This window comes from Rothia koreensis (assembly GCF_004136575.1).
Taxonomy (GTDB): Bacteria; Actinomycetota; Actinomycetes; order Actinomycetales; family Micrococcaceae; genus Rothia; species Rothia koreensis.
In genome coordinates this window covers 14,459-39,239 of record NZ_NOIQ01000018.1, presented here as the reverse complement: position 1 = coordinate 39,239, position 24,781 = coordinate 14,459, and the positions used below count along the sequence as shown (strand labels likewise).

21 protein-coding genes and 1 riboswitch are annotated in these 24,781 nt (G+C 65.9%); of the genes, 12 read left to right on the top strand and 9 right to left on the bottom strand.

Annotated features, from left to right (window positions below; translation table 11 throughout):
- The first annotated feature begins 23 nt into the window (after positions 1-23).
- Positions 24-422 (top strand): RNA-binding S4 domain-containing protein, encoded by a 399-nt coding sequence (locus tag EWU68_RS10795; protein ID WP_129316139.1) that lies wholly within the window; start codon positions 24-26, stop codon positions 420-422.
- Between the two features lie 235 nt (positions 423-657).
- Here the strand turns inward: EWU68_RS10795 and EWU68_RS10790 are convergent, their stop codons facing one another.
- Positions 658-3,042, bottom strand: a complete 2,385-nt coding sequence (locus tag EWU68_RS10790) for an ATP-binding cassette domain-containing protein (protein ID WP_129316138.1) — start codon at positions 3,040-3,042, stop codon at positions 658-660.
- 52 nt (positions 3,043-3,094) lie between these two features.
- On the opposite strand from EWU68_RS10790, the gene EWU68_RS10785 reads away from it, so the two are divergent.
- The 7 genes from EWU68_RS10785 to EWU68_RS10755 all read left to right on the top strand — a co-directional run bounded on the left by EWU68_RS10785 (position 3,095) and on the right by EWU68_RS10755 (position 11,336).
- Positions 3,095-4,474 (top strand): MATE family efflux transporter, encoded by a 1,380-nt coding sequence (locus EWU68_RS10785; RefSeq protein ID WP_129316137.1) that lies wholly within the window; start codon positions 3,095-3,097, stop codon positions 4,472-4,474.
- Positions 4,475-4,630: 156 nt separating this feature from the next.
- Positions 4,631-5,503, top strand: a complete 873-nt coding sequence (gene efeU, locus EWU68_RS10780; protein ID WP_129316136.1) for an iron uptake transporter permease EfeU — start codon at positions 4,631-4,633, stop codon at positions 5,501-5,503.
- Positions 5,504-5,602: 99 nt separating this feature from the next.
- Positions 5,603-6,919, top strand: coding sequence for an iron uptake system protein EfeO (gene efeO / locus EWU68_RS10775; RefSeq protein WP_129316135.1), 1,317 nt, complete (start codon positions 5,603-5,605; stop codon positions 6,917-6,919).
- A gap of 15 nt (positions 6,920-6,934) precedes the next feature.
- Positions 6,935-8,299, top strand: a complete 1,365-nt coding sequence (gene efeB, locus EWU68_RS10770) for an iron uptake transporter deferrochelatase/peroxidase subunit (RefSeq protein WP_129316134.1) — start codon at positions 6,935-6,937, stop codon at positions 8,297-8,299.
- Positions 8,300-8,314: 15 nt separating this feature from the next.
- Positions 8,315-8,410: riboswitch (TPP riboswitch) on the top strand.
- A gap of 79 nt (positions 8,411-8,489) precedes the next feature.
- Entirely contained in the window at positions 8,490-9,272 is a 783-nt protein-coding gene (locus EWU68_RS10765) for a 3-oxoacyl-ACP reductase (RefSeq protein WP_129316133.1), read from the top strand.
- Complete coding sequence (locus EWU68_RS10760; protein ID WP_129316132.1) at positions 9,269-10,615, top strand: LLM class flavin-dependent oxidoreductase; 1,347 nt, start codon at positions 9,269-9,271, stop codon at positions 10,613-10,615. The genes EWU68_RS10765 and EWU68_RS10760 overlap by 4 nt, the downstream gene beginning before the upstream one ends.
- A 163-nt stretch (positions 10,616-10,778) precedes the next feature.
- Positions 10,779-11,336 (top strand): HD domain-containing protein, encoded by a 558-nt coding sequence (locus EWU68_RS10755; protein WP_238692433.1) that lies wholly within the window; start codon positions 10,779-10,781, stop codon positions 11,334-11,336.
- Between the two features lie 104 nt (positions 11,337-11,440).
- Here the strand turns inward: EWU68_RS10755 and EWU68_RS10750 are convergent, their stop codons facing one another.
- From EWU68_RS10750 to EWU68_RS10730, 5 genes are all read right to left on the bottom strand, one after another.
- Entirely contained in the window at positions 11,441-13,864 is a 2,424-nt protein-coding gene (locus tag EWU68_RS10750) for an FdhF/YdeP family oxidoreductase (protein WP_129316131.1), read from the bottom strand.
- 173 nt (positions 13,865-14,037) lie between these two features.
- A complete protein-coding gene (gene pdxT, locus EWU68_RS10745; RefSeq protein WP_129316130.1) occupies positions 14,038-14,622 on the bottom strand; it encodes a pyridoxal 5'-phosphate synthase glutaminase subunit PdxT in 585 nt (194 codons plus the stop codon).
- A 7-nt stretch (positions 14,623-14,629) separates the two neighbouring features.
- Positions 14,630-15,547, bottom strand: coding sequence for a pyridoxal 5'-phosphate synthase lyase subunit PdxS (pdxS, locus tag EWU68_RS10740; protein WP_129316129.1), 918 nt, complete (start codon positions 15,545-15,547; stop codon positions 14,630-14,632).
- 160 nt (positions 15,548-15,707) lie between these two features.
- Positions 15,708-15,902 carry a helix-turn-helix transcriptional regulator gene (locus EWU68_RS10735; RefSeq protein WP_129316128.1) on the bottom strand — a complete coding sequence of 65 codons (195 nt, stop codon included), beginning with the start codon at positions 15,900-15,902 and terminating at the stop codon, positions 15,708-15,710.
- Between the two features lie 2 nt (positions 15,903-15,904).
- A complete protein-coding gene (locus EWU68_RS10730) occupies positions 15,905-16,375 on the bottom strand; it encodes a hypothetical protein (protein ID WP_129316127.1) in 471 nt (156 codons plus the stop codon).
- Between the two features lie 248 nt (positions 16,376-16,623).
- Here EWU68_RS10730 and pdxR point away from each other — a divergent pair, with 248 nt between their 5' ends.
- The 3 genes from pdxR (at position 16,624) to EWU68_RS10715 (ending at position 19,402) form a co-directional block, all read left to right on the top strand.
- Entirely contained in the window at positions 16,624-18,177 is a 1,554-nt protein-coding gene (gene pdxR, locus EWU68_RS10725; protein ID WP_162421456.1) for a MocR-like pyridoxine biosynthesis transcription factor PdxR, read from the top strand.
- Between the two features lie 86 nt (positions 18,178-18,263).
- Positions 18,264-18,863, top strand: coding sequence for a DUF308 domain-containing protein (locus tag EWU68_RS10720; protein WP_129316125.1), 600 nt, complete (start codon positions 18,264-18,266; stop codon positions 18,861-18,863).
- Positions 18,864-18,958: 95 nt separating this feature from the next.
- A complete protein-coding gene (locus EWU68_RS10715; protein ID WP_193554052.1) occupies positions 18,959-19,402 on the top strand; it encodes a hypothetical protein in 444 nt (147 codons plus the stop codon).
- A gap of 102 nt (positions 19,403-19,504) precedes the next feature.
- Here the strand turns inward: EWU68_RS10715 and EWU68_RS10710 are convergent, their stop codons facing one another.
- From EWU68_RS10710 to EWU68_RS10700, 3 genes are read right to left on the bottom strand one after another with little or no spacing between them, the layout of a single operon-like run.
- Positions 19,505-22,018 carry a heavy metal translocating P-type ATPase gene (locus EWU68_RS10710; protein ID WP_129316124.1) on the bottom strand — a complete coding sequence of 838 codons (2,514 nt, stop codon included), beginning with the start codon at positions 22,016-22,018 and terminating at the stop codon, positions 19,505-19,507.
- A 33-nt stretch (positions 22,019-22,051) separates the two neighbouring features.
- The gene (locus tag EWU68_RS10705; protein WP_129316123.1) at positions 22,052-22,267 is read right to left on the bottom strand and encodes a heavy-metal-associated domain-containing protein; all 216 of its coding nucleotides are present in this window, start codon (positions 22,265-22,267) and stop codon (positions 22,052-22,054) included.
- 52 nt (positions 22,268-22,319) lie between these two features.
- Complete coding sequence (locus EWU68_RS10700; protein WP_129316122.1) at positions 22,320-22,661, bottom strand: metal-sensitive transcriptional regulator; 342 nt, start codon at positions 22,659-22,661, stop codon at positions 22,320-22,322.
- A gap of 112 nt (positions 22,662-22,773) precedes the next feature.
- On the opposite strand from EWU68_RS10700, the gene EWU68_RS10695 reads away from it, so the two are divergent.
- The gene (locus EWU68_RS10695) at positions 22,774-24,771 is read left to right on the top strand and encodes a glycoside hydrolase family 15 protein (protein WP_129316121.1); all 1,998 of its coding nucleotides are present in this window, start codon (positions 22,774-22,776) and stop codon (positions 24,769-24,771) included.
- Positions 24,772-24,781: the final 10 nt, after the last annotated feature.

The following is a 24,781-nucleotide window of genomic DNA, read 5'->3' as shown; positions in this document are numbered from 1 at the left end:
CCGCGCGATTTAGAATGGTGACCATGACTTCCCAGAACCAGGCTCCGCAGGAAGGGCCGTCGAGCGTCCGGCTCGACGCGTGGCTCTGGTCGGTCCGGCTCTACAAGACCCGGTCCTCGGCCACGACAGCGTGTCGGGCGGGGCACGTGAGGCTGAACGACCAGCCCGTCAAGGCTTCGCAGGCGATTCGAGTGGGCGACGTCGTCAAGGTCAGGACTCCCGGCTGGGAACGGGTCTTCGAGGTCACCAAATTGCTGACCAAGCGGGTCGGGGCGCCGATCGCTCGCACGTGCTACGTCGACCACTCGCCGCCGAAGCCGAGCGCCTTGTCGGCACCGGTGCCACGTCGTGAACCGGGCGCAGGTCGTCCGACGAAGAAGGAACGGCGCGAGCTCGAAAAGCTCTGGGGCCACCGAGGCTGAAGGCCGCCGGCGCCGCCAAGAGCGTGCCCCGGGTCAACCGGAAAGCGCCGCGGAGCGCGCAAAGCGGGCGTGGTGTCGCGACGCTGCCGGCCCGGACGCTGCCGACCCGGGCGCTGCCGGCCCGGACGTCGCCCAAGAGCCCGCCGCCCGGGGACCTCCGCCCCAGAAGCCCCGGGCCCGGACCCTTCGATCACGTCAGCCGTTGGTCCGCGCTCCGAGGTTCCGTGGCGGGTGCTCATGATTCGACGTATTCCTTCAGGTGGCGGCCGGTCGTCGTCGATCCGGACCTTATCAACTCGGTCGGTGTCCCTTCGAAGACCACCCGGCCGCCGTCGTGCCCGGCGCCCGGTCCCAGGTCGATGATCCAGTCCGCGTGAGCCATGACCGCCTGGTGGTGCTCGATCACGATGACCGACTTCCCCGAGTCCACGAGCTGGTCCAGGAGGCCGAGAAGCTGCTCGACGTCGGCCAGGTGCAGCCCCGTGGTCGGTTCGTCCAGGATGTACACCCCGCCCTTCTCCCCCATGTGGGAGGCCAGCTTGAGGCGTTGGCGCTCGCCGCCGGAGAGAGTGGTCAGCGGCTGGCCGAGACTCAGGTAGCCGAGGCCGACGTCGTCGAGCCGCTTGAGGATCTTGTGGGCCGCCGGCACCTTGCTTTCGCCCGAACCGAAGAACTCCAGAGCCTGCGCGACCGACATGGCCAGGACCTCGCTGATGTCCTTGTCGCCGAAGGTGTATTCCAGCACCTCCGGCTGGAAGCGCTTGCCCCCGCAGTCCTCGCACACGGTCGAGAGCCCCGCCATCATGCCGAGGTCGGTGAAGACGACGCCCGCTCCGTTGCAGGTCGGGCACGCACCCTCGGAGTTGGAGCTGAACAACCCCGGCTTGACCCCGTTGGTTTTCGCGAACGCCTTGCGAATCGGGTCGAGGAGCCCGGTGTAGGTCGCCGGGTTGCTGCGCCGTGACCCCTTGATCGGCGACTGGTCGATTGCGACGACCCCTTCGTCCTCGGCGCGGGTGCCTTTCAGTAGGGACCCGTGAAGCAGCGAGGACTTCCCGGAGCCGGCGACGCCGGTGACCACCGTCAGTACCCCGAGAGGGATATCGACGTCGACGTTCTGCAAGTTGTTTCGGTTCGCACCGCGTATCTCGAGCCTCCCGGTCGGCGTCCTCACGGTCTCCTTGGGGCTGACGCGGTCCTCCAAGTGCTTCCCGGTGATCGTGTCCGAGGCCAGCAACCCATCGACGTCGCCCTCGAAACACACCTCTCCGCCGTCGGTCCCGGCGCCGGGACCGAGATCCACCACGTGGTCGGCAATGCGGATCATCTCCGGTTTGTGCTCGACCACCAACACGGTGTTGCCCTTGTCCCTGAGCTGGAGCAGGAGCTTGTTCATGCGTTCGATATCGTGCGGGTGCAAACCGATGGACGGCTCGTCGAAGACGTAGGTGACGTCCGTCAGCGACGACCCCAGGTGCCGGATCATCTTGGCGCGCTGGGCCTCGCCGCCGGACAGGGTCCCGGAGGAGCGGTCGAGGGAGAGATAGCCGAGACCGATCTCCACGAACGAGTCGAGGAGATGGCGCAGGGTGGCCATCAGCGGCTCGACCGAGGGAATCTCCAGATTCCGAACCCAGTCAGCGAGGTCGCTGATTTGCATGCTGCACAGGTCGGCGATGTTCTTGCCCTCGATCGTGGAGGACAGCGCGCCCTGCGTGAGCCTCGTTCCCCCACAATCGGGGCAGGCCACGTAGGTGACCGCGCGATCCACGAAAGCTCGCACATGGGTCTGCATCGACTCCTTGTCCTTGGACAGCATCGACTTCTGGATGCGGGGGATCAGACCCTCGTAGGTCATGTTGATGCCCTCGACCTTGATGCGCACGGGTTCCTTGTACAGGAAATCGTGCATCTCCCGTTGCGTGAATTCCTTGATCGGCTTGTCCGCATCCACGAACCCCGACCCGCTGAAGAGCCGGACGTTCCATCCGCCGCCGGTGTACCCGGGGACCTTGATGGCCCCCTCGGCGAGGGACTTGTCCTCGTCGTAGAGTTCCTCGAGGTCGACGTCGGTCACGGACCCCATGCCTTCGCACCTGGGGCACATGCCACCCGTGACCGAGAAGGTCGCCTTGGTGGCTTTCCTGTGTCCCTTCTCGACCGTGATGGCGCCCGAGGCCTTCACGGAGGGCACGTTGAAGGAGTACGCCTTGGGCCCGCCGATCGAGGGCTCCGCGACCCTGCTGAACAGCGTCCGCAACAGGGCGTTCGCGTCCGTGACCGTGCCGACCGTGGACCGGGCATTGCCGCCTATCCGCTCCTGGTCCACGATGATCGCGGTGGTGAGACCGTCCAGGAAATCCACTTCGGGCCGTGCCTGGCTGGTCATGAAGCCCTGGATGAAAGCGCTGTAGGTTTCGTTGATGAGTCGTTGGGAATCCGCGGCGATGGTTCCGAAGACCAGGGAGCTCTTTCCGGAGCCGGACACGCCCGTGAACGCGGTCAGGCGTCGCTTCGGGAGCTCGACGTCGATGTCCTTGAGATTGTTCTCCCGGGCGCCATGCACCCGGATGAGGTCGTGGGAGTCGGCGGGGTGGACCTGGGCTGAGGGGGTGCTCATGATGTGATTCAACCAGATGACCCGGGACCCAGGGTCCTCCTAGACTGATCAGGTGAACAATCCTCCTGACCAGAGCCCTGCCGAGACGTCCGCGAAAAGCCTGAATCGGCAGATTCTGGCCCTCGCACTCCCCGCCTTCGGAGCTCTGATCTCCGAGCCCATTTTCATCCTCGCCGATACCTCGATCGTCGGTCACCTCGGAACCAAGCAACTGGCCGGTCTTTCCGTCGCATCGACCGTGGTCCAGACCGTCATCGGACTCATGATCTTCTTGTCCTACTCGACCACCCCGGCCGTCGCACGATTCTTCGGCGCACGGAATCTCAAGGCCGCCTATGAGAAAGGTCGGGACGGTCTCTGGGTCGCGCTCGGGATCGGCGTCGTGCTCGCCGTCGCTGGGACCATCCTCGCGCCGACGGTGCTCGGACACATGGGCGCGCAGGGCGAGACCCTGGACCACGCGGTGGCGTACATGCGGTGGTCGATGCCCGGCCTTCCCGGAATGCTGATCGTCCTGGCCGCACTGGGAATTCTGCGCGGCCTCCAGGACACCAGGACGCCGCTGTACGTCGCCTCGGTCGGGGCCGGCGTGAACATCGTCCTCAACCTGATCCTGGTGTTCCTCCTCGACCTCGGGGTCGCGGGTTCCGCCATGGGCACCTCCCTGGTCCAGTGGGGCATGGCGGCGATCTATCTGCGCATGATCATTGGCGGGTCTCGGGAGCACGGCATCTCGTGGAGGACGACGTCGCGGCGGATCGGCGAGATCCTCTCGGTCGGATCCTGGCTCATGCTGCGGACGGCCTCGATGCGTGCCGCGATGCTCCTGACCGTCTTCGTGGTCACCCACCAGGGACCCGTCAACCTCGCCGGCTACCAGCTGACCATGTCGCTCTTCGGGTTCATGGCCTTCGGGCTCGACGCGCTCGCGATCGCCGCACAGGCACTGCTCGGGAAGGAAATGGGCAGCCGGGATCTGACCTTGGACTCCGAGAAGCAGCACGTCCGGGGGCTCATGCACCGACTGATCCGGTGGTCGCTGGGCTTCGGCGTGATCACCGGACTCATCTGCCCGATCCTGGGCTACGGATTCGGCTGGGCCTTCACCCCCGACCCCCAGGTCCAGCATCTCTTCGCGATCGCCATGATCGTGGTGGCCATCGGGCAGCCTCTGGCCTCGTACGTTTTCATTCTCGACGGCGTACTGATCGGGGCCCAGGACGTCAAGTACTTGGCGCTGGCCTCCTTCGTGTGCCTGATCGTCTACGCTCCGCTGCTCTGGTGGATTCTGGCCGTGAGCGGCGACCGGGGTGACGGCGTCGACCCTTGGGGCTTCGTCTGCATATGGCTCGCCTACGCGATGGGCTTCATGGGTCTGCGGGGTATCACCCTGGGATGGCGCTCGCGGTCCGACGTGTGGATCCGGGCTTGAGGCACCGTCCTGTTGACACGATGTCCCCGTAGAAGGTTCGGGATACTATGTGGATAGGGTACGCTACATAGTGAATTAGGGTATACTTCTTCTGTCTATCCGGCCGTCGGGGGTCCGCAGGAGGCATTCGACGATTCACGGTGTCATGGAGATTCTGTGTTCCTCGCAAACCTGTTGATCGCCCTCCGTGAGGGCTTCGAGGCGTCCCTCATCGTGGGGATTCTGGTCGCATGCCTGGTCAAAGCCGATCGACGGGACGTGCTTCCCCGGCTCTGGCTCGGAGTCGGCCTGGCGGCCCTGTTTCCACTGGCGATCGGCGCCGCGCTGACCTGGGGGCCGAAGACCCTGACGTTCCAGGCCCAGGAAATCATCGGTGGTGGCCTGTCTCTGGTTGCCGTGGCGATGGTGACGTGGATGATCTTCTGGATGGGGCGACACTCCGGGGGTCTCAAGCAGGAGCTGGAATCGTCCACGCGGCGATCCCTGGTCGAACGGTCCTCGGGCTGGGGGATGGTGGGGATCGCTGTCCTGGCCGTGGGCCGGGAAGGGGTCGAAACCGCGCTGTTCATCTGGGCCACGGTTCGTTCCTCCATCGAGACCAACGCGGTGGCGACCACCGCCGGAGTTGTCACCGGCCTGCTCCTGGCCCTCCTGCTCGGCCACCTCGTCTACCGCGGGGCCCGCACCATCGACCTCCGCAGGTTCTTCTCCGTGACGAGTTGCTTCCTGATTCTTGTGGCGGCCGGCATCTGCTCCTACGGGGTCGGAGACCTCCAGGAGGCGGGCGTTCTTCCCGGCGTCATGAATCACGCGTGGGACCTCAGCGGCAGTCTCCCGGCCGCGGGCTCCCCTCTGTTCTGGCTGTACGTCCTCGGTCAGGCCATCTTCCAGGTGAACCTCCAGCCCACGATTCTTCAGGTCATCGCGTGGATCGCGTACTTCGCCCCCGTAGCCGCCTTGTACGCCTACCGCTCCGGGATCGTACGAAGAGCCCCCTCCGAGACCGTGCCGGCGGCGAAACCCCACTGATCCGCGGGGACCCGTCGCCACCTGGCGCCCCACAGGCTTTCTTCCACACCGCAGGCCCGGACGACGTCGCTCGGGCCCTCACCGCACCCAGAGGAAATCATGAAGAACACCAAATATCTGCTCGTCCCCGCAACCTTCGCCCTGACACTGAGCCTGGCGTCCTGCGCCGACAATCCCCAGGCTTCGTCCGGGGCGTCCGCAAGCGCGGGGGACACCCACAAGGTCACGGTGGACATCACCGACGACACGTGCACCACGAACCCCTCGCAGATCCCGTCCGGCAAGGTCGAATTCAGCATCTCGAACAAGGGAACCAAGCCCAATGAGTTCGAGATCCTCACGGAGAACAAACTCCAGATCGCCTCCGAGAAAGAGAACATCGGCCCCGGTACCACCGCCGAGCTCACGACCGCGCTCAAACAGGGGACCTACTACACCGCGTGCAAGCCCAACATGGTGGGCAACTTCGTGGGCCTGTCCGAGTTGGAGGTCTCCCAGGGCGACGACGTCGACGTCTCCGAGGACACCAAGGCCGCAGAAGATCGGGCGATCGCCGGATACACGTCCTACGTCAAGGACCAGACGGGCCAGTTGCTGACCGCGACCCAGGAATTTGCGCAGGCCTACACCTCGGGCGAGGTCGAGAAAGCCAAAACCCTTTACCCGCTGGCGCGCCAGCACTACGAGCGCATCGAGCCCACGGCCGAGGCCTTCGGGATCGAAGAGGCCGGGGACCTCGACGCCGCCCTGGACGCCCGAGTCCAGGACCTTTCGACGGATGCCCACAAGGAGCCCACCGACCCCGAGGTCCTCAAGGGGTGGACCGGATGGCACCGCATCGAGGCGGACCTGTTCGGGAACGACGACTCGCCCTTCCATTTTGCCAGCGACGAGGAACGCCAGCAGGCCGCTGACGACCTGACCGAGAACACCCAGAAGCTCTACGATCTGGTCTACGGGCAGATCAAGGGCGTGGACGGCGACTTCGAACTGAAGCTGGCGGACGTGGCGACCGGGGCGTCGTCGTTGTTGGAGGAGGTCGCGAAGTCCAAGATCGTCGGCGAGGAAGAGACCTTCTCCCACACCGACATGTACGACTTCAGGGCCAACGTCGAGGGGGCCGAGGTCGCCTACGGCAACGTGGCTGATTTGGTGCGGAAGAAGGACCCCGCCCTGGCGGAGTCGATCGAATCGAATATCGAGACCGTGAAGGCCCTGATCGAGGAACAGGTCTCGGGCAGGACCGACGACGGCACGGAAACCTTCCGGGACTACTCCCTGGTCGCCGCGGTCCAGAAAGACGCCGGGGAGGCGCCAGATGCCTCCGCCTACACCGAGACGCAGCGCAAGTTCTCCGATGCGGTCAACGCTCTGAGCGAGCCGCTGTCGAAGATCGCCGGAACGGTTCTCCACTAGGACACGACCGCGACGATGTCAGCACACGAGCATGCCGGGAACGGGATCAAGGCCGTGACAGGGGATGAGGCCGTGTCGGCCGGCGGGCGGGACCGGGGGTTCACCCGGCGCAGGCTGGTCGGCGCGGCCGGCGTCGCGGGTCTCATGGGCGTCTCGGGCTTCGGCGGCGAGGTCCTGGGGCGCCGGAGGGGGCTCGACGCCGCCTCGGCCTCCAGCCCGGACGAACTCCGGTACCCCTTCCGTGGGGAGGTCCAACAAGGAATCCTGACTCCCGCGCAGGACACCATGTATACGGTCGCCTACACGGTCACGACCCGCAATCGGGACGGGCTCCGCCGACTGCTCACCGCATGGACGTCCGCCTCGGAGAAGATGGTTGCGGGCGAACCGGTGGGAGGCGCTGAGAACGACGTCGAGCTGCCGCCGTCCGACACCGGCGAGGTGTGGGGGTATCCGCCGAGCGGGTTGACCATCACCTTCGGGTTCGGGCGTTCCCTGTTCGTGGACGAGCACGGCGGCGACCGTTTCGGCCTCAAGGACAGAATGCCGCGGGTCCTGGCCGACGGCGTTCCCAAATTCGCGAACGAGGCCCTGCGGGCGGCGGCCAGCGACGGGGACATCCTGATCCAAACCTGCTCGAACGACCCCCAGGTCTGCGTCCACGCGGTTCGAAACCTGACCCGCATCGCCTTCGGGTCCGCGACACTCAAGTGGGGCCAGATCGGATACGGACGCAGCTCGTCGACGTCGAAGGAGCAGCGGACCCCGCGAAATCTTCTCGGTTTCAAGGACGGAACCGCAAACCTCAAGGCGGAGGACGACGCCGAGCTGCTTCGCCGCCACGTGTGGGTCCAGCCGGAGGACGACGCCGCGGCCTCGTGGCTGAACGGCGGGACCTACGTCGTCGCGCGCAAGATCCACATGCACCTGGAGGTCTGGGATCGTGTCCGACTCTCCGAACAGCAGGAGGTGATCGGTCGGGACAAGTACCACGGTGCGCCCTTGTCGGTTTCCGACCCGCAGGACTCGGACGAATTCGCCCGCCCCGACTTCGCCGCTCCCGGCCGAGACGGCGGCACCGCAATTCCTGCCGACTCGCATGTGGCGGTGGTCGGTGCCGACAACAACCAGGGCGTCCGGATGCTCCGCCGCAGTTACAACTACACCGACGGCAACGACTCGCTCGGCCGTCTGGACGCCGGGATGTTCTTCGTCGCGTTCGTGCGCGATCCGCGGACGGGCTTCTACCCGGTCTTGAAGAAGATGACCGAGAAGGACGCCCTCACGGAATATCTCCAGCACCAGGCCTCGGCCCTCTTCGCGGTACCGCCGGGCATTCGGGAAGGGGACGCCCTGGTGGGCCAGCGCCTGTTCGAATAGCGGTGCTACGATGAGACGCGCGACACGGGGTGCCTCCGAGGGAGGCTGAGATGAGACCCGTCGAACCTGATGCAGTTAGCACTGGCGAAGGGAATGTCCGCAGAGCGCTCGCGCACCCGCGCACCTCCGCTCTCGTCGAGGGAGGCTTCGCTCTTTGGGGTGCCTTCGCCTCGGCAGAGAGGCAGAGACCATGACAGAAGCACGCACCGCGATTCCCCTGAACGAGCACATCGTCGTCGTGACCGGCGGCGCACGGGGCCTGGGGGCGAGCATCAGCCGAGCGTTCCTCAGGGAAGGCGCCCGGGTGGTGATCGGGTATCACCGCAGTCAGGACGATGCCCAGCGCATCGTCGACGAGTACCCCGACCGGGCCCGATGCGCGCACCTGGACATTCGCGACCGGCAGAGCATCCAGGAGTTTGCGGCGTCGTCCTCCGAACTCTTCGGCGCCGCCCCGACCACGCTGGTGAACAACGCCCTGGTGGATTTCAGCTTCAACGGCGAGGCCCGGCCGAAGGCTGCAGACATCTCCGCCGAGGAATTTCGGACGCAACTCGACGGGTCCCTCCACGGGCCGCTCGCGATGATCCAGGCGCTCCGGCCGGGGATGGCCGAACGGGGATTCGGGCGAATCGTGAACATCGGTACGAACCTTTTTCAGAACCCCGTGGTCCCGTACCACGACTACACGGCCGCCAAGGCCGCATTGTTGTCCCTGACCAGGACCTTCTCGCATGACCTGGGGCCGGAGGGCATCACCGTCAACATGGTCTCGGGCGGTCTGCTGCGGGAGACCGACGCGAGTTCGGCGACGCCGGCCGAAGTCTTCGACGCGATCGCCGAAGGCACGCCCCTGCGCTCCGTCACCACTCCGGACGAACTGGCCGACGCCGTCCTGTTCTTCGCATCCCCGTGGGCACGTGCGGTGACCGGTCAGAACCTGATCGTCGACGGAGGGCTGGTCAAAGGATGAGCGACCGGAAAAAGCAGGCACACATCAATCTGTTCATCTACGGCTGCGGGCACCACAACGCGGCCTGGCGCGCCCCGGGCTCATCGGTCGACAGGCTCGGGGACATCGCCTATTACGAGGAACTCGCGAGAGTGGCCGAACGCGGCAAGCTCGACGCGGTTTTCTTCGCCGACGGGCAGTCTTTGAGCCCCGGCGGACTCGAGGACTCACCCGCGTGGTTTCTGGAGCCGCTCACCTGCCTGTCCGCGATGGCGCGGGCGACGTCGAGAATCGGCCTCGTCAGCACGGTGTCCAGCTCGTTCTGGACGCCGTTCCACGCGGCCAGGATCCTCGCGAGCCTCGACCACATCAGCGGTGGGCGGGTTGGTTGGAACGTCGTGACGTCCATGTTCGACGCCGAAGCGCGCAACCACGGTGGCCAGTCCCTGCCCGGGCACGAGGAACGCTACGGTCGGGCCGAGGAGTTCGTCGACGCCGTCCAGGCCCTGTGGGATTCGTGGCCGCGGGAGTCCATCCTTGCCGACCGTGAGGGACGCTATGCGGACTCGACCATGATCCGGAGCGTCGATCACGCGGGCGAGAATTTTTCGGTGGCCGGTCCGCTCAACGTGCCCCAACCGCCCCAAGGGCGGCCGGTGCTGTTCCAAGCCGGTGCCTCGGAGCCCGGGCGCAACCTTGCTTCGCGTCGCGCGGAAGGCATATACGCCGTCGCCTACGACCTGGATCAGGGTGAGGAATACCGATCCGACATCCGTCGGAGGGCCGAGGTTGCTGGACGTCGCCCGGACGACGTCGTCGTCATGCCCGGTCTCGTGACGTACGTGGGCTCGACCGTGGAGGAAGCCGAACGGAAGCGGAAGGACCTGGACGCGCTCCTGCCGGTCGAGGCCTCCCTGCGCCAATTGGGGAAATTCGTGCAGCGCGATTGCAGCGACTGGGAACTCGATGCGCCCGTTCCGGACCTTGAGCCGCTCGAACAATTCACCGGCCCCAAGGGGCGATACGCGACGATTCTGCGCATCGTCGAGTCCGAGAAGCCCACGGTGCGTGAACTTCTTGGCCGCCTGGCAGCCGGCGGCGGCCACTGCACGATGGTCGGCACACCGGAGACCATTGCTGACCGGATCGAACTCTGGCTGGACCGCGGGGGAGCGGATGGGTTCAACCTGATGCCACCCACCCTGCCGGGAGGCATCGAAGACTTCGTGGACCTGGTGATCCCGGAGCTCCAGAGGCGCGGTCGCTTCCGGACGGATTACGACGCCGCGACGCTGCGGGGACACCTGGTCGGGGAGGATAACCCGAACGCGTCCTCAGGGAGGTCGTTCCCATCAGCTTGGTGAATCACTGGCAACCCGTCCTCCGGATGGACACGGTACTCTGCGGGGCCATCGCGGGTTTGGCTGTCGGTCTGCTCGCAGGGTCCTACCCGGCCTGGCGGGCTGGAAGAACAGATCCGGTGGAAACGCTCATGCACGCGTGAAAATCCTTAACTTGTCAGTCGGGGTGTCTAGGCTCGGACTCATCACCACGATCATCGGAAAAGAGGGTCTGACCATGATGAGCGAACACCATGTGGACGAATCGATGTGGGAGAGCATGAAGGACCATTCGCTGGTCCCGCGTGCTGAAATGCTGGCCACGGCTGCGCACGAGGGCCAGAAGGACAAGGCGGGAGAGCCGTATATCGGGCATCCCACGCGGGTAGCGGCACATGCGGCTCGCCGGTGCGAGGAACGCGGCGTCTTCGGGTATGAAGCGAACCTCGTGATCGCTGCCGCGTGGTTGCACGACGTCCTTGAAGACACCACCGTGACCGAGGCCCAGCTGCGGGAAAGCTTTCCCGACGAGGTCGTGGACGCGGTGGCCGCCGTGACCAAACATCCCGGCGAAAGCCTCGAAACTTACTTCGAGCGTGTGAGGGCAGTGCCCGCAGCGATACTCGTCAAGAAGGCCGATCTGGACGACAACACGGATCCTCAACGAACCGCCCGACTCGGCAAGGAGACCAGGGAGCGGTTGGCCGCCAAATACGGCCGAGCACGCGAGCTCCTGAATGCCTGAGACCCGGGTGGTTGGGCGTGGCCAGATGCAGAAGAGCGGCCCGTCGAGGTGACGGGCCGCTCCATGGATTGACCGGGCGGAACCTGTGGGCAGGTCTGCTGGGTCTACTTCTCCAATTCGATCGTTACGTGCTGGCTCTTCATCAGCGGTTGCTCGGACTGCGTGCTGTAGTCCTCGATTCCGATCAGCACGTTCATCTCCGGCATGTAACCGGCCGCGCTTCCCTGCGGAATATCCTTTGCGAAAGCCCGGTACTTGTTCAGCCGTCGCATGATCCCGAGCTTCGACGTCGAGGTGATCGAGACGAAGTCTCCCTCCTGGATCCCCCGTGCGCGCATATCGTCCGGGTTCATGAACACCAGGGTGCGGATGTTCTTGATTCCGCGGTAACGGTCATTGTTCGAATAGATCGTGGTGTTCCACTGGTCATGGGAGCGCATCGTCTGAAGCACCAGCTTGCCCTCACCGGGATCGACCTGGGGAAGCTCGGCGGTCGAGAAATTCGCTCTGCCCGTCGGGGTCTTGGAGAAGTCCAGTTCCCTGGCCGCCTGGTAGATCCGGAACCCGGCCGGCTGGCGGACGCGCTCATTGAAATTCTCGAAACCGGGCAGAACCTCGGCCATCACGTCACGGATCTCGTCGTAGTTGTCCACGTACTTCTCGAACGGCGTCGTCGAATCGGGCAGAGTCGCGCGTGCCATCCCGCCCAGGATCGCCATTTCCGACAGAAGATGCGGAGACGCCGGCTTCTTCATACCGAAGGAGGCGTGGACCATGGACATCGCGTCCTCGGCAGAAACGCACTGCTCGCCGGAGGCCTGGACGTCCTTCTCGGAACGACCCAGGCAGGGGAGGATCAACGACTTCTTGCCGTGCACAATATGACTGCGATTCAGCTTGGTGCTGACCTGCACATTCAGATCAAGCTTCCGCATGGCCCTCTCGGTGTACTCCGGATCCGGTACCGCCCGGACGAAGTTGCCGCCCAGAGAAACGAATACCTTGACCGAACCCTCGTGCATGGCTTCGATCGAGCTGACCGTGTCCAGGCCGTGCTCGGTCGGCGCATTCAGGCCGAAAACGTTGTTGATCTTCTCAATGAAGTCCTTGCTCGGACGGTGGTCGATGCCGCAGGTCCGGTTGCCCTGGACGTTGGAATGTCCGCGCACGGGGGAGGGGCCGACGCCGTTCTTGCCCAGGTTTCCGCGAAGCATGAGGAGGTTGACGATCTCACGGACCGTGTCCACGCCGTGCTCGTGCTGGGAAACACCGAGGCACCAGGAGATCAGCGTCTTGTTGGACTCGCGGTACAGGTTCGCGAGCTGCATGATCTGGCCCTTGGAAACACCCGACTGCTCCTCGATGTCCTCCCAGGAGGTCTGATCGACGAGCGTGCGGTACGCCTCGAAATCGTGGGTGTACTCCTCGAGGAATGCGTGATCGATGGCCTCCGGGTCATTCTCGGAGAGTTCGACCAGACGCTTGCCGATGCCGCGCATCAGCGCCATGTCGCCACCGGGCCGCACCTGGAGATTCAGGGAGGAAGTCCGCGTGACCTTGGCCATCATCATCTGATCGATTTCGTGCGGCACGATCGTTCCGTTGGTCGCGCCCTCAATGATCGGGTTGATGTGAACGATCTTGGTGCCCTTGCGCTCGGCCTCGGCCAACGCCGTGAGCATGCGCGGCGCATTGGACCCGGCGTTCACGCCCATCACGAACAGCAGGTCCGCCTGGAGCCAGTCGTTCAGGTCGGCAGTTCCCTTGCCCGTGCCCAGCGAAGCCGTCAACGCACGGCCGGATGCCTCGTGACACATGTTCGAGCAGTCGGGCAGATTATTCGTGCCGAACTCGCGTGCCCAGAGCTGGTAGAGGAACGTGGCCTCATTGCTCAGGCGCCCCGAAGTATAGAACGTCGCTTCGTGGGGGCTGTCCAGGCCCCGGAGGGTGTCCCCGACCATCGCGAAGGCATCCTCCCACGTGATCGGGATGTAGTGGTCGGACTCGGCGTCGTAGGACATGGGCTCGGTGAGCCGACCGACCTTCTCCAGGTCATGGTCGGTCCAGGACTCGAGCTCCGTCACGGAGTGCTTGGCGAAGAACTCGCGCGTCGTCCGCTTCGGCGTCATCTCCCACGTGACGTGCTTGATCCCGTTCTCGCAAATATCCATCGAAACATCGGGATCATCCGGCCACGCGCACCCTGGGCAGTCGAAACCGCCGTCCGTCTGGTTCATGGTGAAGATCGAACGGGCACCCTCGATAGGTTCGCGCTCCTTGGCCAAGACCTGGCTCACGGAGAGCGCGGCGCCATAGCCGGCCGCCGGGTGGTGGTACGCCTTGTGGGAGAAGGGCCGGTGCGTGCGAGGACCGTAACCGCCCTGGCCCTCCTCGCCATCGGCGTTCCACTCGGTGACGAGCTGACCGGTCAGCCCCCGAAGGTAAGAACTTCCGAGCGGGCCCTTGTGTGCGCCGGGAGCGCTGGCAGTCTCGTCGGACTGTCCCCTGACGTGTGGATGGACGGTCATGCTCTCTCCTCGCCCGGATTATGGTTCCCTCGTCCGGCCGGCCCGGGAGCGGTCGGATCGACGTCTTGTCGCCCACGATACTCCGCCCACGAAATAAGTTGCCAGACGATGGGTTATGGGCCGGGACCAGGGGAAAGATCCTCGCGTCTTCGCCGCGCTGGGGTTCTGGCCGGTCAGGTCGAAGCCATCTCCAGGAGCTCCCGATGGACCGTGGTGTCGCCCGTCAGCTCGGGGTGGAATGAGATACCCAGAACGTTGCCCTGCCGCACGGCGACCACTCGGTCCTCGTGCTCGGCCAGCGGCTCGACCTCCGGACCGTGGCTCGTGACGACGGGTGCGCGAATGAACGCGGCACGGACCGACGGCGATGCCGTGCCCAACCACGTCAACGTGACTTCCGCCGAGGCCACTTGTGAACCGAAGGCATTCCGGGAAACCCCCACGTCCAGCACGGACAGGGACTGTTGCCCCGGCGCGGGGTCATCGATGTGGGAGGAGAGCAGGATCAGGCCCGCGCACGTCCCCAGGGCCGGCAGGCCGCCCCGAATCGCATCGATCAAAGGATCTCGCAACCCGAAGATTCGGGTCAGGCGGTCGATCGTGGACGATTCACCACCGGGAAGTACCAAGGCATCGATGGCGTCCAGCTGCTCGGGCTTGCGAACCAGTACGGTCTCCGCCCCGAGGTGGCCGAGCATGCGCTGGTGCTCGGCCACCCCGCCCTGGAGCGCGAGAACCCCAATCGTCGGGCTGTTCATCGCCGCCTTACCAACCGCGTTCGGCAAGGCGGTGCGGCGCGGGCAGATCACCCACGTTGATACCGACCATCGCCTCGCCCAGACCGCGAGAAGCCTCGGCGACCGCCGCGGCGTCGTCGTAGTAGGCGGTGGCCTTGACGATGGCGGCCGCGCGCTGTTCCGGGTTCCCGGACTTGAAGATGCCGGAGCCGACGAACACGCCATCCGCGCCGAGCTGCATCATCATCGCCGCATCGGCCGGCGTCGCCACACCGCCCGCGGTGAACAGAACCACCGGCAGCTTCCCGGTGCGAGCGACCTCCAGAACGATGTCGTACGGGGCCGAAAGTTCCTTCGCCTTGACGTACAGGGCATCGGGCGACGCCGCGTACGCGGCCTGCAGATCCGCGATCTGCGCCCGGATCGTGCGGATGTGCTTGGTCGCCTCGGACACGTCGCCGGTTCCGGCCTCGCCCTTCGACCGGATCATCGCCGCACCCTCGGCGATGCGGCGCAAGGCCTCGCCGAGGTTCGTGGCGCCACAGACGAACGGAACCGTGAACTTCTGCTTGTCGATGTGATTGACATAGTCGGCGGGGGAAAGAACCTCGGACTCGTCGATGTAGTCCACCTTCAGGGACTCCAGGACCTGGACCTCCACGAAGTGGCCGATGCGGGCCTTGGCCATCACCGGGATGGACACGGTGTCGATGATCTGGTCGATCAGGTCCGGGTCCGACATCCGGGCGACGCCGCCCTGGGCGCGAATATCCGCCGGCACACGCTCCAGAGCCATGACGGCGACCGCACCCGCATCCTCGGCGATGCGTGCCTGCTCCGGGGTGACCACGTCCATGATCACTCCACCCTTCAGCATGTCGGCCAGACCCCTCTTGACGAGAGGGGAACCGGTGCGGGCGGAGGTTTCGTTCGTTGAATCAGTCATGGGGTCCATCGTCCACCGAATGGGTGGATCATCGTAAGGGCCAGAATTGCCGAAAATTTTTGGTCCAGTTTCCTGCGGCCTTCCCCGCACCTCGGGGGCGGCGTGCGGGTCCCTTGCAGCGGAACTCACGGGCCCGTCGTCTCGAACGGGTGCAGGGGCCTCAGAGTTCCGGGAGGAAGAGATCCTCGATCATGCATTCGAAGACGGAGGCCATCTGGAAGGCCAGGGGCAGGGAAGGATCGTACTTTCCCTTTTCGATCGAGAGAATCGTCTGCCGGGAAACGCCCAGCGTGTCGGCCAAGTGCTGCTGGGACCACTCCCGCGAGTTTCGGTACTCCCGCACCCGGTTCTCCATGGTCAGCTCCTGGCTCTGAGGATGGCGTATCGCAGGGAGAAGTCGAGCATCATCACCACGCAAGCGCCGAGGAAGAACCAGGATGTATCGAAGGAGGGCTTCCACCATGTAGTCGCCACCGCCCCCAGTCCCATGATGATCATGAGGTCATGAAAGACCCCTTCTGCGGCCCCGGAGTACCAGGTCGACTCGATTGACTTCTCAGGATCCCGGGTAGCGCCCCGTACCGTCTTTCTGTCCACGAGGGCGACCCACCACAGCATGGTCAGCGGTGCCCAGAGAAAAACCAGGAAAACAAAGAAGGCCAGAGCGTTGAAGGGGTCGGAAGTCGTGAGGAAGGCTGCGAGTAGGCTCGCCACGCCGTCCGTCACCAATCCGAGCGCGAGAGCCGGTTTCCACGCCGGGATCTTCCGGCGGCCGAGCTTGGTGTATCCCCAGCGGGGCAGAAGGGGAGCGTCGTTGTCCTGTGCCATGAATCCTCCTTGTAAAGCGTCCTTAACGTGTCAAGCAACCTTTACATGTGTGGACGTTGAACGCAAGGCGGCCCCGCGAGGTGGCAATATTGCGCGGTTTTCGACGCCGAATCCGCACAAAATTGCCACTTCGAGCCGATTCCGTCCGGTGCCGCGTCAAAAATCTTCTAGGATTTTTGCATGTCCCGGTCTCCCTTCCTGGCTCACAGTGGCCTTTCGACCCGCCGTCCGCAGGCGGAATGAGCTCGATGCCCAGATACCGTTCCGAGGCCGACCTGCCCCTCAGTGTCATGCGCGGGCAGGGAACCATCCCCGGCCAGATCGTTGACCAGATCCGCTCCTTGGTTGCTGAGGGGCGTCTTCGCCCCGGCGACCCTTTGCCGTCCAGTCGGACTCTTGCGACGCGGATCGGCGTCTCGCGCGGCTCCGTGACCTCGGCGTACGACCAGCTCGCCGTGGAGGGCTATCTCGAAGCCGATCGCGGCAGTACGCGCATCACCACCGAACTCTCCGGCCTGGGGGCGGAAGGTTTCACGGGAAACAACTCCGCCGCGATCACTGTCGGGTCAGCGTCTCCAAGGAGGGGACCCCACGCGCCGTCGTCGCCCGCGTCAGGACGCGCGCGAACCTGGACCGAGAACCGCGACTCGATCGCGGGAGTCGCGAAGGAAAGCCGGGATCTCGCACTCCTCGACCTCCGTCCGGGAACCCCGGATACGTCGTCGCTGGCCAATACGACCTGGCGGGCCGCGTGGCGAGCCGCCGCGGCCGACCCGTCCCTCGGGTACGAACCCCAGGGATCTCCCCATCTCCGGAACCAACTCAGCGAATATCTGCGGCTCATGCGATCGGTGATTCGAAGCCCGGACGATCTGCTGGTCACAGCGGGTGCGCGCGATGGGCTCCGCATCCTGCTCATGACGCTCCATGAGAGGGAAGGGCGACCCCTGGTCGTCGCCGTCGAGGACCCGGGGTACCCGTCGCTCCACAAGGTTCCGCAAGCGCTCGGTCACCGCATCGTTCCCATCCCCCTGGACGACCAGGGGGTCGACCCGGCCCGCCTCCCGTCGGGCGCGGACCGCCCCGACGTCGTGCTGGTGACCCCCTCGCACCAGTACCCGATGGGTGCCTCGATGCCCGCCCCGAGGAGGCTCGAACTCATCCAGTGGGCCGCAGAGAACCGGGCGATCCTCGTCGAGGACGATTACGACTCCGAACTCCGCTACGTCGGTGACCCGCTGCCGGCACTTGCGGCCCTCGACGAGCAGGGAACCTCCGTCGTGACGCTCGGCTCCTTCGCGAAGGTCCTGACCCCGGGGCTCGGCCTGGGATATCTGCTCATGCCGAGCCCCGTGAGGAAGGAGCTGGTCAGGCTCAAGGGCGACGCCGGCCCGCCGGTCTCCGGGATCCTCCAGGACGCGATGACTCGGTTCATGGCCGACGGGGGCCTCCAGAGGCACACCGCGCGCATGCGGAGGAGCTACCGACGCAGGCGGGACATGCTCGCCACGGCCTTCGACACGGCGAAGGACCACCCCGGCGTCGAGGTCCTGCCCATGGACGGCGGTCTGCACGCAGTCATTCGCCTGCCCACGGCCGCCGCCGAAGAACAGGTCATCGACGACGCCCGACGGCGCGGCGTCGCGGTGGGCGCACTCGGCACCTACTGGAGCGGTGGCAGCGGGCGGGCCGGGGTCGTCGTCGGCTTCGGAGGGCTCTCCGAGCAACGCTTCGAGCGGGGCCTCACCCTGCTCCGGGAGTCGCTCGAGCGCTGTATCGGAGAAGCCTCACGTTTCCGGTGACCGAACCGGGCGGTAAGCTGAAACCCTGCGCCGAGCCCCTCTCGTGCGCCGTCGCGACACCCAATTTGCGAAAGGCACGCCGCCGAATGCCCGCTCAGGAAATCCGCCAGACGGTTCGGGAGCTTCGCGCTCTGTTCGGACCGGTGCTGGTCCGCTCCCTCATCTGCCTCGTATACGGCCTGATCACGGTCTTCTGGCAGGAGCCGAGCCTCATGCTCGTGCGCTGGGTCCTGGGTCTCTACCTGATCGCCCAGGGCATCGGGCTGATCTACATGCAACGCAGCCTCAACGAACACGTCTACGGCAGTCGAGGATCCAGCAGCTCCGTGATCCAGTCGTTCGCGATCCTGTACTTGCTGGGCGGCGTGCTCACGGTCGCTTTCGCGGCATCACTGCCGATCCTTGTGCTCATCGCGGGCCTGATCCTCACGGTCTGCGGAATCACCGAACTGCTCCAAGGAATGCGAACCACCTCGACCTCTGCGATGTCCAAGGACTGGAAGATTGCGGGATTGGTGACTTTCCTAACGGGAGCGGCCCTCTTCCTCGTCGGTGAAATTGGCCCCAAGGCGAGCTTCGGCGTCACCGGCGGAGGAGCCATCATCGTCGGCATCTTCCTGCTTCTCGCGGCGCTGACCTTCCGGCATGACGCCGTGGCACTGGAGCAACAGAACCCCGGCGACTAGTCCCCGGAGGGCGAAACCTTGGCGGGCTCGGACGGCGCGATCCTGCTTCGGGACGTAGACTGAAGGGGCATCCGCAGACACCAGGAGGAACACACGTGGCACAGCGCCCCAAGCGCGGAATCAAGGCCGACATCAAGGGACCGCTCATCATCGCGGCCGTCCTGGCCGTCGTCGCATTCGTGTGCATCCTGATCTTCGCCACGGGTGGTACCAACAACGCCCCCGAATTCCGTCTCGCTCTGTCGGTGGCCGGTTGCGTCTTCGTCGGGACCCTCGTCGTCTGCGCGACCCTGATCATCGTCGAGAAGCCGAATGACGAAGAGCTGGGTCAGGGCACAGGCATCAACAAGAGATCGGCCGATCTTTACGCTCAGGCAAAAGCGCGCAAGGATGCCCGCGAACGCGAAGCCCGCGAACGCGAGGCTCGCGAAGAAGGCGGCTCGGAACAGTCCGACGCCGCGTCCGGCGGCTCCGAGTCCGGCAGCTCCGAGGACGGCCCCGACTACGGCCAACGCGCACATCCGGAAGAACACAACTGACCCCAGGAGATCCTGGGGCCATACGCAAGAAAATCACCGCCGAGCCGTGAACAGGCTCGGCGGTGATTTTCTTCTGGGTCCCCGAACAGACCGGCCGAGGGGCTACCTGCCGAACCCCTTGAGCCGCAGGGCGTTCAGGATCACGAAGACCGAGGAGAACGCCATGGCGGCACCCGCGACCATGGGGTTGAGCAGGCCGAGGGCCGCAACGGGAATCGCCACGACGTTGTACCCGAAGGCCCAGAACAGGCTGGACTTGATCACGCGGAGCGTGGCCCGGGACAGCCGGATGGCTTGGGCCACGGCCCCCACCTCGCCTCGAACCAGGGTGATATCCGATGCCTCGAGGGCCACGTCGGTGCCCGCGCCCATGGCGACACCGAGATCGGCCCGTGCCAGTGCGGCCGCGTCATTGACCCCGTCGCCGACCATGGCCACGACCTTTCCCTGACCCTGCAGCCGTTCGACCTGTTCCACCTTGCCGCTCGGGCTGACTCCGGCGATCACGTCCGAGGGGTCGATGCCGACCTCCGTCGCGACAGCGCGTGCCACGGGGGCGGCGTCGCCGGTCAGGAGGACGGGCCGGAGCCCCATCTTGCGAAGCTCCGCGATGGAGGAGGCGGCGTCGTCCTTGGGCCTGTCGCGGAGGGCAAGCATCCCGGCCGATGCCCCGTCCACCGCGACGAGGATCGACGTTTCGCCACGCTCCTGGGTTCGGGACACGACATCGAGATGGTCGGAGGGCACATCCACACCGACGTCGGCGAGCCACGAAGCCTGCCCGATGGCGACGTCGTGCGCGGAGCCGTTCACGACGACGCGCCCCCGCACGCCGCCACCGGCCGCGCTCGTGAAGTCGTCGACCCGAGGCAGCGAGCCGTGCGCCCGCCGGGCGGCATCGGCTATGGCGCGCGCGATCGGGTGTTCGGAGGCGTCCTCGACGGCGCCGGCCAGAACCAACAGGGAATCGCCATCCCGGACGGCGGCCGACGACCCGAGCACCCGGGTGCCCTCCACGGAGAGCTCCCCGCTCGTGACCGTTCCCGTCTTGTCGAGCAGGACCGTGTTCACGCGTCGCGTGTCCTCCAGGACCTGGGCCGACTTGATGAGGATCCCGAGTTGGGCACCGCGGCCGGTACCGGTCAACAGTGCGGTAGGGGTCGCGAGGCCGAGGGCGCACGGGCAGGCGATCACCAGGACCGAGACGCCGGCAACGAACGCCGGTGTCAGAGCGCCGCCGATCGTCCACCACAGAATGAACGTGAGGGCGGCCAGGACCAGCACGATCGGGACGAACACCGCCGAGATCCGATCGGCGAGGCGGGCGACCGGGGCCTTGGACGCCTGCGCGTCCGCGACCAGGCGACCCATCTGCGCCAGCGTCGTTCCTTCTCCGACTCGCGTGGCGCGCACCAGAAGGCGGCCGTTGGCGTTGAGGGTCGCACCCGTGACATTGCTCCCCGGGCCGACGTCGACCGGTACGGACTCGCCCGTCAGCATGGACTCGTCGACCGCGGAGTCGCCATCGACCACGACGCCGTCCGTCGCGATCTTTTCACCCGGTCGGACCACGAATTCTTCGTCCACACGCAACTCTTCCACCGGGATGCGGACCGGTTCGGCGCTTCCGGAGCGAACGACGTCGACCTCGCGGGCGCCCAGGTCGAGCAGCTTGTGGAGCGCCTCGCTGGATCGGGACTGCGCCCGGGTCTCGGTGTACCGGCCGATCAGCAGGAAGAACGTCACCACGGCGGCGGTCTCGAAGTAGACCTGGTGGGAAGACATGTCCATGTGACCACCAGGGTGGGCGCCCGCCGTCATGCCCGGCTCGGCGATCAGTCTGCCGAGGGAGTACAGGTAGGAGACGACGACGCCGAGCGAGACCAGCGTGTCCATGGTCGACGCGCCGTGACGCGCAGCCCGAGCTGCGGTGACGTGGAACGGCCACGCCGACCACGTGGCCACGGGCAGGGCGAGAACCGCCGCGGCCCAGGCCCAGTGCGGGAACTGGAACCACGGGATCATGGATATCGCGAACAGCGGCACCGTGAAAATCGCTGAGACCCAGATGCGCCGGATCAGGGACGACTCCGGAGGCATGGCCATGTCGTGGCCGGCGTGGCCGGCGTGACCGTGGCCCTCACCGTGACTGTTCTCCGTACCCTGCTCTGTTTCGGGGGCGTGGTGTCCGTGCTGCGCGTGGACGGGCGTGGAACCGCTGGCGTCCTCCGAGCGGTGGCCGGTGGGAGCGGCGGCAGCGGTAGGGGCTGCGGCGTCGGCGGGTGCGGCGGCGTCAGTCTTCGCGGACGCGCCGGCAGGCGCACCCGTCCCCGTGCCGGACCCGCGTTTCCCGGTCGCGCGGGTCGCGAGGGAAGGCGTGTAACCGGCCTTGCGCACGGCCTCGAGCAGGTTCTCGTCCGAGATGTGCGCGGGGGCGGTGACCTTCGCCGTACCGAGCGGAAGGTTCACGCTGGCCTCGACGCCGTCGAGTTTGCCCAGCTTGCGTTCGACCCGCCCGACGCAGGAAGCGCAGGTCATCCCCTCGACGGTGAGGTCGACGACGCGGTCGCCCTCACCGGTTGACGGGTTGTTCGCTGACGGTGTTGCGGTGGGCATGAGTCCTTCTCGTGCGAGTAGTGATGGTTGGGGTCAGTCGACCAGGGTGTACCCGGCTTCGGCGACGGCGTCGTTGACCGCCGCCGGGTCCAGTTCTCCCTCGTGGGTCACGCGAACGGGGGAGTCCCCGCCCGCTTCGAGCGAGACCTCGACGGCCTGCACGTTCCCGATCTCCTGGAGTTCCTCGGTCACGGATGCAACGCAGTGCTGGCAGGTCATGCCGCGGACCGTGATGTCTGTGGTGTTCATGTGCTGTCCTTTCGAAGAGTGGTGTTCGGTCCGGGCCGCGAAGGCCGGGCTGCTAGCTCCGAACGAGTCGTGAAATGGCCGCCGTCGCCTCCGAGACCTTGTCCCGGACGATCGCGGGATCGCCCCCGCCGGCGGCGGCCTCGGCCGCGCCCACCACGCAATGGTTGAGGTGTTCGTCCAGCAGCCCGATCGCGACGGCGTGCAGTGCCTTGTTGGCGGCCGAAATCTGGGTCAGCACGTCGATGCAGTACGTGTCCTCCTCGACCATGCGCTGCACACCGCGGATCTGGCCCTCGATGCGACGGAGTCGCTTCAGGTAAGCCTCCTTGTCATGGGTGTACCCGTGGGGAGGCTGATGGGGGTCCGCGGCCTGGTGGCTCGATGTCTCGCTCATGGCACCGAATGTATACCCCCTAGGGGTATAAAACAAGGGGTTGGTTGTGAGAATTGAAGCGTTTGACGCCGAAGGGGCGAACGCTCGGGCCTGTTTGTGCGAGAGTTGACCTATGGCTTCGAAGATTGAGGACTATGCCCTGCTCTCCAACATGAGCACTGCCGCACTGATTTCGCGGGACGGATCCGTGGATTGGTTCTGCGCACCCAGGTTCGACTCCGAGGCCGCATTCGCAGCACTCCTGGGCTCCGACGATCACGGTCGTTGGCTGCTGGCCCCCGCCGCCGCGGTATTCCCGGACACGGTGACCGGCGCACCGGCAGAGGACACGGCCCAGGAGGACGCGCCCGCCAAGGTTGCCGAGCGCTTCTACGGCGAGAACTCCTTCGTGCTCCACACCATCTGGTCCACCAGCACCGGGTCGGTCAGGGTCACGGACTTCATGCCGCTGGGCAACAGGACCGAGATCGTTCGTCGCGTCGAGGGGCTCACGGGCGAAGTCACTATGCACCAGGAACTCGCCCTGCGATTCAACTACGGCCGCACCGTCCCGTGGGTCACCCGATACGACGGCGCCCCCGACCCGCAGACGGGATACCCCGACCCGGCCGACGGGATGCTCGTCGCGATGGCCGGCCCCGACGCGCTGGTGTTCCGCGGCGACCCCATTCCCGACGTCGCTCATCGCTGCCACGCCGGTCAATTCGACATTTCCGCCGGTCAGGTGAGGGACTTTTCGCTCACCTACTTTGCCTCCCACCGGAATCCGCCGGCGCCGGTGGACTTCAACGACTCGTTGCACCGGACCGCCGACCAGTGGAGCGAATGGTCCGATCTGTACAACGATCCGAGCGAACCCGTTCCCACCAGCACCGGACCGGTCCCGACCACCACGGCGATGCCCGTGGTCGATGGCCATTCCGGGGCCATCCCGCTCGGCGCTGTGCCGGGCGGCGAGACCGAGGAAGAGGAACAGCAGGACCCGCAGCTCGAGACCTATCGCGAAGCGCGGCGCCAGTCCCTGCTCGTGATCCGCGCGCTCATGAACCGCGAGACAGGCGGCATGGTTGCCTCCCCGACCACCTCATTGCCCGAGGTCATCGGCGGCCAACGCAACTGGGACCACCGGTTCTGTTGGTTGCGCGACGTCGCCCAGTCGGTCGGAGTCGCGATCGGCCACGACCACGACCGCGAGGCGACCCAGCTGCGGAACTGGTTGCTCCGGGCCATCGCCAACGACCCGACCCGGTTGCACAACGTGTACGGTCTCGCCGGGGAGAGCGACGACTTCGAACGGAAGATCGATCTGCCCGGCTATGAAGGCTCCGTGCCCGTTCGCCGTGGGAGCGGCGCGGCCATGCAGCTGCAGGGAGACGCCATGGGCCAACTCATGGTGACGTTCGAAAAGCTGCGCCGCCTGGGCTACGCGGAAGACCACCTCTCGTGGCCCCTTCAGCAGGCGCTTCTCGGGTCCGCCGTGGACCACGTCGGCGAAGAGGACCAAGGCATCTGGGAAATGCACGGGGAAACGCGCATCTATACCCACTCCCAGATCATGCTGTGGGCCGCGCTCGATGCCGGGGTTCGCGGCGTCCGGACTCACGGCTTGTCCGGCGACGCCGACCTCTGGGCGGCCGCCCGCGACCGACTCGCCGAACAGATCTGGGCCCACGGCTTCAACCGGGAACTCAACTCGTTCGTGCAGTACTACGGCGGAACGAGCGTCGACTCCGCACTGCTGAATGTCGCCCACACGGGGTTCGTCTCCTTCGATTCGCCGGAGATGCGCGGCACCGTGGAGCGCATCGAGACCGAACTCGATGCCGGCGGCGGACTGATCTACCGCTACCGCAACGCCGACCGGCTGGACGGATTCGAGGGGCAGGACAACGCCCACTTCGCGTCCTCGTTGTGGCTTGCCGAGCAGCACATCCGGTCCGGGAACATCGCCCGCGGCCGCGACATCCTGGACGGAGTGCTGGAGAAGGCCAACGACGTCGGCCTGCTCTCTTCCGAATACTCCCTGGCCCGCTCGCGCATGACCGGGAATTTCCCCCAGACGCTCGCGCATATCGCCCTGGTCTCCGCGATCGACGCGATCCTGCTCTAGACGTTTCTCC